A 12140-nucleotide genomic window follows, 5' to 3' on the forward strand; every position below is an offset into this window, starting at 1 on the left:
GCATCGTGGTGGCGCTGGACGCCTACGGCCCGATCACCGACAACGCCGGCGGCATCGCCGAAATGTCGGGCATGCCGGACTCCGTGCGCGCCATCACCGACCCGCTGGACGCTGTGGGCAACACCACCAAGGCCGTGACCAAGGGCTATGCGATCGGTTCCGCCGGCCTGGCGGCGCTGGTGCTGTTCGCCGACTACACCCACGCGCTGGAGTCGCGCAGCATGCAGATGGCCTTCGATCTGTCCGACCCGATGGTGATCGTCGGCCTGTTCATCGGCGGCCTGATTCCCTACCTGTTCGGCGCCATGGCGATGGAGGCGGTGGGCCGTGCAGCCGGCGCGGTGGTGGTGGAAGTGCGCCGCCAGTTCCGCGACATCAAGGGCATCATGGACGGCAGCGGCAAGCCGCAGTACGACAAGGCGGTCGATATGCTGACCGCGTCCGCCATCAAGGAGATGATTGCGCCGTCGCTGCTGCCGGTGCTGGTGCCGATCCTGGTCGGCATGCTGCTCGGCCCGCGCGCCCTGGGCGGCCTGCTGATGGGCACCATCATCACCGGCCTGTTCGTGGCGATCTCCATGACCACCGGCGGCGGCGCCTGGGACAACGCCAAGAAATACATCGAGGAAGGCCACCACGGCGGCAAGGGCAGCGATGCCCACAAAGCCGCGGTGACCGGTGACACCGTCGGCGACCCCTACAAGGACACCGCCGGCCCGGCCGTCAACCCGCTGATCAAGATCATCAACATCGTGGCGCTGCTGCTGGTGCCGCTGCTGCCGGCCACCGGCATCCTGTCGGTGACGCTGGCGCCAATGCAGGCGCAGCAGCAGGTGGTGGCGCCCGTCAACGCTACCGCGCCGCAGGTGGCGGCCCCGGCGACGCCTGCCGCTGCCCCGGCGCCGGTTGAGGTACCGGCGCAGGCGGCTTCCGGCGCGCCGGCCGCGAAGTAAGCCGCGCTGCCTTGACCCTCGGCGGCGTATGATGGCTGTACGCTGCGGAGGGCGCCATGAAACTACCCATCCTGCTGGCGCTGGCGGCCGGGCTGCATGGCCCGGCGGCCGGCGCCGAATCGCTTGAAGAGTACCGCCGCCTGCCCGAGTGCCGGCTGAGCCCGGACGGCAAGCGCCTGCTGGTCGAACCGTGCCGCACTGCGCCGGCGCGCAAGGACATGCCGCGCCGCCCGGTGCCGCAGGTCGTCACGCCGACGCCGCGCATCGCCCCCGCGCCCGACCCGGCGCTGACCTGGGCGCCGGTCCTGACGCGGCGCGAGCCGGGCGCCGCGCCGTCGGCCGTGGCGCAGCTGCCGCGCGCAGGCGGCCCGGCGCTGCGGCCCGGCACGCCGGCCGCCACGCCGCTGCCGGGGCCCAGCGCGCCGATTCCCGTTACCTGCGATGCGGGCGGCTGCCGCGACCCCAGCGGCATCTATTACCATGGCGCGCCGGGCCAGGTCACCAGCCCGACGGGCAGGGTGTGTTCGCACAACGGTGTATGGATGACTTGCTACTGATTCTTGTACAATACGCCTCGATTGACGTTTACGTAACGTAAAGTGAATAGGGGAGACACAATGCAAATCAAGGATCAGGTATTCATCATCACCGGCGGCGCTTCGGGCCTGGGCGCAGCCACCGCGCGCATGATCGTGGAGAACGGCGGCAAAGTCGTGCTGGCCGATGTGCAGGTGGAGGCCGGCGAGAAGCTGGCGGCCGAACTGGGCGCCGCCAAGTTCGTGAAGTGCGATGTCACTTCCGAAGCGGACGGCCTGGCCGTAGTGGCGGCTGCCACCGCCATGGGCACCCTGCGCGGCCTGGTGAACTGCGCCGGCGTGGCGCCGGCCATCAAGACCGTCGGCAAGGACGGCCCGCATCCGCTGGACGCGTTTGCGCGCACCATCAACATCAACCTGGTGGGCACCTTCAATATGTGCCGCCTGGCGGCCGATGCCATGGGCAAGACCGAGGCGGCCGAGTGGGGCGAGCGCGGGGTGATCATCAATACCGCATCGGTGGCGGCGTTTGACGGCCAGATCGGCCAGGCGGCTTATGGCGCGTCCAAGGCCGGCGTGGCGGGCATGACGCTGCCGATGGCGCGCGACCTGTCGCGCTCCGGCATCCGCGTGATGACCATTGCGCCGGGAATCTTTGAAACCCCGATGCTGCTGGGCATGCCGCAGGAGGTGCAGGATGCGCTGGGCAAGATGGTGCCGTTCCCGCCGCGCCTGGGCAAGCCGTTCGAGTATGCGGCGCTGGCCAAGTCGATTATCGAAAACACCATGCTGAATGGCGAGACCATTCGTTTGGATGGCGCGATCCGCATGCAGCCTAAATGAAACCCGGTAAAGCAGGGTCAGACCCAAGGGTCTGACCCTTGGGTCTGACCCAGCCTTTCCGGGTTTGGTGTAGCATGCAGTGATGAAAGCCATTGCACTCGCCCTTGCAGCGCTCTGCTGCACCAGCCTTTACGCCCAAGACAACCGCGCCCCCGAAATCGCCACCGGCTGGCAGGACAAGCCCGGTTGGTCGGCGCAAAAACACATGGTCGCCGCCGCCAATCCGCTCGCTACGGAGGCCGGCTACCAGATGCTGAAACAAGGCGGCTCCGCCGTCGACGCCGCCATTGCCACGCAGCTGGTCCTGACCCTGGTCGAACCGCAATCGTCCGGCATCGGCGGCGGCGCCTTCCTGATGCACTGGGACGGCAAGAAGGTGCGCGCCTTCGACGGCCGCGAAACCGCCCCCGCCAGCGCCACCGAAACCCTGTTCCAGGACGCCAATGGCAAGCCTTTGCCGCGCGCCGAAGGCGTGGTGGGCGGGCGCTCGGTCGGCGCCCCCGGCGTGCTGCGCATGCTGGAGCTGGCGCACAAGGAATACGGCAAGCTGGCCTGGCCCAAGCTGTTCGCCCCCGCCATCAAACTGGCGGAGGAGGGCTTTGCCGTCAGCCCGCGCCTGAACGCCTTGCTGTCGAACGAACGCCACCTGCAGCGCGATCCGGTGGCCGCCGCCTACTTCTATAACAAGGACAGGCAAGCCTGGCCGGTCGGCCATATCCTGAAGAACCCCGAGCTGGCGAAGACGCTGCGCGAAATCGCCGCCGGCGGCGCGGACGCCTTCTACAAGGGCCGCATCGCGCGCGACATCGCGGCCAAGGTGCAGGGTCATCCCACCAATCCGGGCGGGCTGACGGCGGCCGATATCGCCGGCTACCAGGCCCGGGAGCGCGCGCCGCTGTGCGCCGACTACCGCGCCTACAGCGTATGCGGCATGCCGCCGCCATCGTCCGGCGGCGTGGCGATCGCGCAGATCCTCGGCATCCTGGAAAACAGCAGGATCGGCGACTATGCGCCGGTCAACGGCGTGGTCGGCGCCGACGCCATCCACCTGATGTCGGAAGCCGAGCGCCTGGCCTACGCCGACCGCAACCGCTATGTGGCCGACACCGATTTCGTGCCGCTGCCGGGCAAGGGCGCCAGCGGCCTGCTCGACAAGTCCTACCTGCGCCAGCGCGCCAGCCTGATTGGCGAGAAATCGATGGGCCGCGCCCGCGCCGGCGTGCCGGCCGAGGTGAAAGTGGCGTGGGGCGACGATACCGCGCTGGACAAGCCATCCACCTCGCACCTGGTGGTGGTGGACGGTTACGGCAACGGCATTTCCATGACCACCTCGGTGGAAGACGCTTTCGGCTCGCGCCAGATGGTGGGCGGCTTCCTGCTGAACAACCAGCTGACCGACTTTTCCTGGGATTCGGCGGACGAGAACGGCCCGGTCGCCAACCGCGTGCAGCCGGGCAAGCGCCCGCGCAGTTCGATGGCGCCGACCCTGGTGTTCGACAGGCAGACCGGCAAGCTGCTGCTGGCGGCCGGTTCGCCGGGCGGTTCGACCATCATCAACTACGTGGCCAAGGTGCTGGTCGGTACCCTGGACTGGAAACTCAATGTGCAGCAAGCCATCAGCCTGCCCAATTTCGGCAGCCGCAATGGCCCGACCGAGGTGGAGGCGGGCAAGGTCAGTGCCGAGGTGGTGGCCCAGCTGAAGGCGCGCGGCCACGAGGTGCGCCAGGTGGAAATGAACTCCGGCCTGCAAGGCTTGCAGCGCACGCCGCAAGGCTGGTTCGGCGGTGCCGACCCGCGCCGCGAAGGCATCGTGCGCGGCGACTGAGCCAGGCGAGTGACCGCGGCGCGACAGGCTGCGGCGGGGCGGCCGCCCGGGCATTCCCCGCCTTGCAGCCTTCATGTTACCCTCGGTAAATGGGCATGAAAAAGAAAACGGGCTTGATCCTGACGGGCGGCGGCGCCCGCGCGGCGTACCAGATTGGTGTTTTGCAGGCGATCTCCGAAATCCTGTGGGAAGAAGGCTGGCCGCCTGCGCGCAATCCCTTCCAGATCATCTGCGGTACCTCGGCCGGCGCCATCAACGCCACGGCCCTGGCCTGCCGCGCCGACAACTTCGGCGAGGGCGTGCAAAAGCTGCTCGATGTGTGGAGCAATTTCGAAGTGGGGCAGGTCTACCGCGCCGACTCGCTGGGCGTGATCCGCTCCGGCGCGCGCTGGCTGTCGCTGCTGTCGTTCGGCTGGCTGCTGCGCAAATGGCGCGCCGCGCCGCCGCAGTCGCTGCTCGACAACACGCCGCTGGTCAACCTGCTGCACCGCATGCTGGACCTGCCGCGCCTGGACAACTGCCTGCAGGAAGGCCTGCTGCACGCGATCGCCGTCACCGCCTCGTCCTACACCGGCGGCCAGCACATCACCTTCTACCAGACCGCCGCCGAAATCGCGCCCTGGATCCGCATGCAGCGCGTCGCCATGCAGGACCAGATCGGGGTCGAGCACCTGCTGGCGTCGTCGGCCATCCCCTTCATCTTCCCGGCCACGCCGCTGTACATGGGCGGGCGCCTGGAATACTGCGGCGACGGTTCGATGCGCCAGCTGGCGCCGATTTCGCCGGCCATCCACCTCGGCGCGCAGAAGGTGCTGGTGGTGGGCGCCGGCCGCCTGACCGAGCCGCCGCGCCAGATGACGGAAACGCCGCGCTATCCGAGCCTGGCGCAGATCGCCGGCCATGCCATGTCGTCCATCTTCCTGGACGGGCTGGCGGTCGATATCGAACGCCTGAACCGGGTCAACCAGACCCTGTCGGTGCTGCCGGAGGAGTTGCTGGCCAAGACCCCGCTGCGGCCGGTGGAGCTGCTGGTGATCGCGCCGTCCGAGCGGCTGGACGACCTGGCGGCGCGCCATATCGGCAGCCTGCCGGCGCCGATCCGCACCATGCTGTCCGGTATCGGCGCCACCGAGGCGCGCGGCTCCGCGCTCGCCTCCTACCTGCTGTTCGAGGCCAGCTACACCCAGGAGCTGATCCGCCTCGGCCAGCGCGACACGCAGGCGCGGCGCGCCGACGTGCTGGCATTTTTCGGGTCCTGATGCTTACCAATAGTACAATGGCCGCTTTTGTTGCGCGCTTTCCCGCTTATTGACCCGTGGCTGGACCATCCCGTCGCCTGACCCATCGCCTGGCTGCACTGGCACTGGCTTGCACGCTCGCCCTCCCGGCGCTGGCGGCGCCGCCGCGCACCCTGCGTTTCGAGCAGCTGGACGTGCAGGACGGCCTGGCCCAGGAATCGGTGCTGTCGATCGTGCAGGACCGCCAGGGCTTCATGTGGTTCGGCAGCCAGGCGGGCCTGAGCCGCTTCGACGGCTACAAGGTCACCGTCTACCGCAACGTGGTGGGCGACCCGCGCAGCCTGGTGGAGAACTGGGTCGGCGCGCTGCACCTCGATCCGCGCGGCCGCATGTGGGTGGGCACCGACGGCGGCCTTGACCTGTTCGACCCGAAGACGCAAGCCTTCACCCACTTCCTGCCGCAGGAGCCGGAAAAGCGCGGCAGCGGCAACCGCCACATCCGCGCCATCATCGACGACGGCTACGACGGCCTTTGGATCGGCACCTCGGACGGCCTGCAGCATTTCGACCCGGCCAGCGGCAAATTCGTCATCTACCACCACGAGCGCGGCAACCCGGGCAGCCTGGGGCACGACCAGATCAACGCCCTGGCGCGCGACCAGCAGGGGCGCCTGTGGGTGGCGACGGCGGCCGGCGTCGACATGCTCGATCCCGGCTCGCGCAACTTCGTCCATTTCCCGATGCAGGGCAGCGGCGCGCGCGGCGCGCAGGCCTTGCTGCTGGACCGCGACCAGGTGCTGTGGGTCGGCACGCAGAACGGCATCGAGCGCTGGACGCTGGAAGGCCGCTACCCGAAACGGCGCGTGCTCGGCCCGGCGCAGGGGCTGCCGCCCGGCACCATCAAGCGCATCTACCAGGACCAGGACGGCACGGTGTGGGTGGGCGGCCAGACCGGCGGCCTGCTGCGCTGGCGCCCGGCCGACGACCGCTTCGTGCAGTACCGCCACCAGCAGGGCGACCAGCACAGCCTCGCCGACAACTACGTCTCGGCGCTGTACCGCGACAACGTCGGCACCTTGTGGGTCGGCACCTGGTACCGCGGCGTGAGCCGGGTCGACCTGGGCAGCGGCGGTTTCGCGCGCCTGGTGAAGGACCCGGGCCGCCCGGCCGGCCTGACCGACAACAAGGTGCGCGCCATTCTCGATGCGGGCGACGGCAAGATCTGGGTCGGCAACAACGACGGCCTGAATTACTACGACCCGCTGGCCGGCAAGACCCAGCTGTTCCGCCCCGGCGGCGTCAGCAGCGACAGCCTGGATGCGCAGGTCACGGCGCTGGTGCAGGACCCGCGCGACCGCAACTACCTGTGGGTGGGCGGGCGCAACGGCGTGCGCCGCTTCGACGTTAAGGCGCGCCGTTTCGGCCCGCTGATGCTGTCGCACGGCGATCCGGAGAACGACACCATCCGCTTCCTGTATGGCGACCGTGACGGCATGATCTGGGCCTCGGCGCGCAACGGCCTGCACCGCATCGACCCCGCCAGCGGCGGCGTGCTGACCTTCCGCCACGACCCGGCCGACATCCACAGCCTGGCCGACGACGTGGTGCGCCCGGTGCTGGAAGACCGGCGCGGCAACCTGTGGGTCGGCACCTTCAACGGCCTCGACCTGCTGGACCGCAAGACCGGCCGCTTCACCCACTACCGCAACAACCCGAACGACCAGGGCAGCTTGAGCCACAACGAGGTGCACTACCTGTTCGAGGACGAAGCCGGCAGCCTGTGGGTGGGCACGGCGGCGGGCCTGAACCGCATGGAGCGGCGCGCCGACGGCAGCATCCAGTTCCGCCGCTTCCTGCGCAAGGACGGCCTGGCCGACGACGCCATCGCCGGCATCCTGCCGGACCGCGGCAAATACCTCTGGCTCTCCACCAACACCGGCATTTCGCGCCTGGACATGAGCAACGGCCAGGTGCGCAACTACTCCGGCGTGGACGGCACCATCGAGGGTGCCTATTTCGACGGCTCGGCCCTGCGCGCGGGCGACGGCACGCTGTACTTCGGCGGCTTCAACGGCATCACTGCGTTCGAGCCGCATGAGGTGCGCGAGAACAGCCTGGCGCCGACCGCCGTCATCACCGACTTCCAGATCTTCAACAAGCCGGTGCGGCCGGGGCAGGGCGGCGCCAACAAGGGCGTGCTGAAACAGGCCATCGAGTACACCAATGCGATTTCGCTGCGCGAGGGCGACTCGGTGTTCTCGCTGGAGTTCGCGGCGCTGCACTTCGCCGCGCCGCAGCGCAACCGCTTCGCCTACCAGCTGGTGGGCTTCGACAAGGACTGGGTGGTGACGGACGCCGGCAAGCGCTTCGCCACCTATACCAACCTCGACCCCGGCACCTACCAGTTCCGCGTCAAGGCCGCCAACAAGGACGGCATCTGGAACGAACAGGCGGCCACGCTGACGATCAACATCGCGCCTCCGTACTGGAAAACCTGGTGGTTCCGCCTGTGCATGCTGGCCGGCGCGCTGGGCGCGGCCTGGGCCGCCTACCATACGCGCGTGCGGGTGCTGCGCAAGCAGCAGCTGCGCCTGGAGCAGCAGGTCAGCCTGCGCACCGCCGAGGTGGAGCTGAAAAACCAGATGCTGCAGCAGCAGAAGCGCGAGCTGGAGCAGCGCGACAAGCACCTGTCGCAGGCCAAGCAGCGCGCCGAGGAGGCGACGCGCCAGAAGTCCGAATTCCTGGCCAATATGAGCCACGAAATGCGCACGCCGCTGGCCGGCGTGATCGGCATGCTGGGCTTTGCGCTGCGCGACAGCTCGCTGGCCGAACGCACGCGCGAGCAGATCGAGCGCGGCCAGGGCAATGCGCAGTCGCTGCTGGCCATCATCAACGACCTGCTGGACTTCTCAAAGATCGAGGCCGGCAAGCTGCATATCGAGGCGATCGACTTCGCCCTGGCCAGCATGGTGGAGAATGTGGTCAGCCTGTTCGCGGAGCAGACCATGTCGAATATGGTCGGTTTCGAAGTCGATTTCGGCGAGGACCTGCCGGAGTTCGTGGTGGGCGACCCGACCCGCCTGCGCCAGGTGCTGGTGAACCTGGTCGGCAACGCCTTCAAGTTCACCGAGCGCGGCAAGGTGTCGCTGCGGGTCGAGCGCGAAAGCAGCGGGCCGGATGGCCACCGCATCCGTTTCACGGTGGAAGACACCGGCATCGGCATCCCGCCGGACGCCTTGCCGCGCCTGTTCCAGAAGTTCGAGCAGGGCGACACCACCACCACGCGCCGCTATGGCGGCACCGGCCTGGGCCTGGCGATCAGCAGCCAGCTGGTGGAACTGATGGGCGGCGCGATCGACGTGGTGAGCGCGCCCGGCGCCGGCTCCACCTTCGCCTTCACCGTGCCGCTGCGCGACGGCGTGGCGCCGCCGCTGGTGCCGCACGTGGCGCGCGAGCCGCACAGCCACCAGCTGCGCGTGCTGTGCGCGGAGGACTTCCCGACCAACCAGATCATCATCCGCATGATGCTGGAGGAGCTGGGCCACAAGGTCGACATCGTCGGCAACGGCGTGCTGGCGGTGGCCGCCTGTGCCCAGCAGCGCTACGACCTGGTGCTGATGGACGGCCGCATGCCGGAAATGGACGGCGCCACGGCCACCCGCCTGATCCGCTCCGGCGGCCCGCGCGAGGCGCCGGTGCAGGACCCGCACGTGATGATCGTGGCGCTGACCGCCAACGCCAGCGACGAGGACCGCAGCCGCTACCTGGCGGCGGGCATGGACAACTTCCTGACCAAGCCGATCGACGAGGGCGCGCTGCACATGCAGCTGGAGCGCGCCATCGAACGCCAGCTGGCGCGCGGCTTCACGCTGCCGCCGATGGGCGGCAAGGCGCCGGCGGCGCCGTCGCTGGCGGAGCTGGATGCCTTGTTCGGCGTCGGCGAGGCGCCGCCGCCGCCGCCGCCCACCCACGGCCTGGCCGGGCAGGCGCTCAAGCTGCGCCTGCGCGACGCCTTCATCGCCGACCTGCCGGCGCGCCTGCGCGAGATGGACCAGGCGCTGGCGGCGGCCGACGCCGATGCGGCGGGACGCCTGTTCCACGGCATGAAGGGCAGCGCCGCCTACCTGGACGAGGCGGAGCTGCACGCCTTGTGCGGCGAGCTGGAAAGGGCGGCCGACCGCGCCCTGTGGCCGGCCATCCGCGCCAAGCTGCCGCGCCTGCGGCTGCTGCTGGAACACGTTGTTTCACCATCGCGGCATTAAAAATAAGAATGAGGAACACATGAAAGTTTTGGTTGTAGACGACGACGTGGTGTCGCGCATGGTGCTGATGCACCTGATCGACGGTTGCGGCAAATTCGACATCGCCGAGGCGGAGGACGGCGCGGACGGCTGGCAGCAGCTGGAGGACGGACTGCGGCCCGGCATCATCTTCTGCGACCTGCGCATGCCGCGTCTGTCCGGCATCGAGCTGCTGCAGCGCGTGCGCACGCACGGCGAGCTGGCGCAGGTGCCGTTCGTGCTGGTCTCCTCGGCCACCGATAAGGACACCGTGCAGCAGGCCACGCTGGCCGGCGCCACCGGCTATATCGTCAAGCCGTTCCAGTCGGACCAGGTGCGCGCCCACCTGGGCGCCTTCCTCGACCAGGCCGCCAACGGCTATGAGCACAGCGCCGAGGCGCCGGCCGAAACGCTGGCCCGCCTTGGCATCGGCGCCGACCGCCTGCTGGTGTACCTGACCGGGTTCCAGAACCAGCTGACGGCGGCCGGCACGGAAATCGACGCGCTGCTGGCGCGTGGCGAGCAGGGCGAGGCGCGCCTGCGCCTGGAGCGCCTGCACACCGGCTGCACCACGCTCGGCCTGCACGGCGCCGCCGCCGCCCTCAAGCCGCTGCTCAGCGGCCAGCCCGGCAACGAAGCGGTGCAGGCGGCGCTGACCGACGTGGTGCGCGCGGTGCTGCAGCAATCCTCGCTGGTGCGCCAGGGCTAAGTCCACGCCGGGGCACAAGCGGCGCTGCCCCAGCCTTGCGGTAAATATATTTTAGGTTTAAAGTAGTCTGCACACGACAAGCAGGCTGCCTTCAACCGAACCTTACCCAGGGCGATCATGAACAGACCCACTGCAGCAGAACCGAGCGCGCATCTCGACCAGTTCGCGCGCCAGCAGCTCCCGCCGGCGGACCAATGGCCGGACCTGGTATTCGACCTTCCCGAACTGCAGTACCCGGCGCGCCTGAATTGCGTGGCCGAGCTTCTCGACCAGGCCGTGGCCGCCGGCCGCGGCGCGCGCCTCGCCCTGCGCGGCGACGGCATCAGCTGGACCTACGCCGAGCTGCAGCAGCAGGTGGACCGCATCGTCAACGTGCTGCGCGGCCCCATGGGGCTGGTGCCCGGCAACCGCGTGCTGCTGCGCGGCGCCAACCATCCGATGATGGCGGCCGCCGTGCTGGCGGTGCTGAAGGCGGGCCTGATCGCCGTGCCCACCATGCCGCTGCTGCGCGCGCGCGAACTGGGCGTCATCATGGACAAGGCGCAGGTGCAGGCCGTGCTGTGCGCCCACGCCCTGCGCGAGGAGATCGAGGCCGTTCCGCAGCGCCCCGAACGCACCCTGTGGTTCAACGTGCCGGCTGGCGCCTGTGCGCCCGAGCGCTCGCTGGATGCGCTGATGGCAGGGCAGCCGGACCACGCGCCGGCCTGCGACACGGCGGCCGACGACATCTGCCTGATCAGCTTTACCTCCGGCACCACCGGCGTACCGAAAGGCACCATGCACTTCCACCGCGACGTGCTGGCGATCTGCGACTGCTTCCCGCGCCACACCTTGCGCTCGGCGCAGGACGACCTGTTCATCGGCACGCCGCCACTGGCCTTCACCTTCGGCCTGGGCGGCCTGCTGCTGTTCCCCCTGCGCGTCGGCGCCGCCGCCGTGCTGCTGGAAAAACTGACGCCGGAAACGCTGCTGCAAGCCATCGAGAAATACCGCGCCACCATCTGCTTCACCGCGCCCACCTTCTACCGTCAGATGGCCGGCCTGGCAGGCAAGTACGACCTGGCCAGCCTGAAGAAATCCGTCTCCGCCGGCGAAGCCCTGCCGGTCGCCACGCGCGAAGCGTGGCAGCAAGCCACCGGCCTGCGCATGATCGACGGCATCGGCGCCACCGAGATGCTGCACATCTTCATCTCCGCAGCCGGCGACGAGATCCGCCCGGGCGCCACCGGCAAGCCGGTGCCCGGCTACCGCGCCTGCGTGCTGGATAGCCAGGGCCAGCCCGTCGGCCCCGGCGTGGTCGGCCGCCTGGCGGTGAAAGGCCCGACCGGCTGCCGCTACATGGCCGACCCGCGCCAGCGCGACTACGTGCTGAACGGCTGGAACCTGACCGGCGACGCCTACGAGATGGATGCCGACGGCTACTTCATCTACCGCTCGCGCACCGACGACATGATCATCTCCGCCGGCTACAACATCGCCGGGCCGGAGGTGGAGGACGTGCTGCTACGCCATCCCGCCGTGGCCGAATGCGGCGTGGTCGGCAAGCCGGACGAGGAGCGCGGCCAGGTGGTGGAAGCCCATGTCGTGCTGAAGCCTGGCTTCGAACCGTCGCCCGAGCTGACCAGCCAGCTGCAGGACTTCGTCAAGGAGCAGATCGCGCCCTACAAATACCCGCGCGCGATCCGCTTCCTGTCGTCCTTGCCGCGCACAGAAACCGGCAAGCTGCAACGCTTCAAACTCCGTAGCACCTGAGGAA

Annotated in this window: 8 protein-coding genes; all 8 read left to right on the forward strand. The window is 69.1% G+C overall.

The features are described from left to right. On the forward strand, nucleotides 1-953 hold a 953-nt coding region (locus tag ACE3TQ_RS10785; protein WP_374582148.1), incomplete at its 5' end, for a sodium/proton-translocating pyrophosphatase. Nucleotides 954-1009: 56 nt separating this feature from the next. Then, nucleotides 1010-1510: a hypothetical protein gene (locus tag ACE3TQ_RS10790; RefSeq protein WP_374582149.1), complete on the forward strand. Its 501-nt coding sequence runs from the start codon at nucleotides 1010-1012 to the stop codon at nucleotides 1508-1510. 60 nt (nucleotides 1511-1570) lie between these two features. After that, a complete protein-coding gene (locus ACE3TQ_RS10795; protein WP_374582150.1) occupies nucleotides 1571-2332 on the forward strand; it encodes a 3-hydroxyacyl-CoA dehydrogenase in 762 nt (253 codons plus the stop codon). Between the two features lie 82 nt (nucleotides 2333-2414). Further along, nucleotides 2415-4157, forward strand: a complete 1743-nt coding sequence (gene ggt / locus ACE3TQ_RS10800; RefSeq protein ID WP_374582151.1) for a gamma-glutamyltransferase — start codon at nucleotides 2415-2417, stop codon at nucleotides 4155-4157. 89 nt (nucleotides 4158-4246) lie between these two features. Then, on the forward strand, nucleotides 4247-5416 hold the full coding sequence (locus ACE3TQ_RS10805) for a patatin-like phospholipase family protein (protein ID WP_374582152.1): 1170 nt from the start codon (nucleotides 4247-4249) through the stop codon (nucleotides 5414-5416). 56 nt (nucleotides 5417-5472) lie between these two features. Continuing rightward, nucleotides 5473-9657 carry a two-component regulator propeller domain-containing protein gene (locus tag ACE3TQ_RS10810; protein WP_374582153.1) on the forward strand — a complete coding sequence of 1395 codons (4185 nt, stop codon included), beginning with the start codon at nucleotides 5473-5475 and terminating at the stop codon, nucleotides 9655-9657. Nucleotides 9658-9676: 19 nt separating this feature from the next. After that, on the forward strand, nucleotides 9677-10384 hold the full coding sequence (locus ACE3TQ_RS10815; RefSeq protein WP_374582154.1) for a response regulator: 708 nt from the start codon (nucleotides 9677-9679) through the stop codon (nucleotides 10382-10384). Between the two features lie 117 nt (nucleotides 10385-10501). Further along, nucleotides 10502-12136 carry a benzoate-CoA ligase family protein gene (locus ACE3TQ_RS10820; protein WP_374582155.1) on the forward strand — a complete coding sequence of 545 codons (1635 nt, stop codon included), beginning with the start codon at nucleotides 10502-10504 and terminating at the stop codon, nucleotides 12134-12136. The last annotated feature ends 4 nt before the right edge of the window (nucleotides 12137-12140 follow it).

This window comes from Pseudoduganella sp., from assembly GCF_041914865.1.
Classification (GTDB): domain Bacteria; phylum Pseudomonadota; class Gammaproteobacteria; order Burkholderiales; family Burkholderiaceae_D; genus Rugamonas.

What these genes read in the sequence shown, in the direction of transcription:
- ACE3TQ_RS10795 (WP_374582150.1), top strand. Translation starts at nt 1,571, where the DNA reads ATGCAAATCAAGGATCAGGTATTCATCATCACCGGCGGCGCTTCGGGC.
- ggt (WP_374582151.1), top strand. Translation starts at nt 2,415, where the DNA reads ATGAAAGCCATTGCACTCGCCCTTGCAGCGCTCTGCTGCACCAGCCTT.
- ACE3TQ_RS10790 (WP_374582149.1), top strand. Translation starts at nt 1,010, where the DNA reads ATGAAACTACCCATCCTGCTGGCGCTGGCGGCCGGGCTGCATGGCCCG.
- ACE3TQ_RS10820 (WP_374582155.1), top strand. Translation starts at nt 10,502, where the DNA reads ATGAACAGACCCACTGCAGCAGAACCGAGCGCGCATCTCGACCAGTTC.
- ACE3TQ_RS10805 (WP_374582152.1), top strand. Translation starts at nt 4,247, where the DNA reads ATGGGCATGAAAAAGAAAACGGGCTTGATCCTGACGGGCGGCGGCGCC.
- ACE3TQ_RS10815 (WP_374582154.1), top strand. Translation starts at nt 9,677, where the DNA reads ATGAAAGTTTTGGTTGTAGACGACGACGTGGTGTCGCGCATGGTGCTG.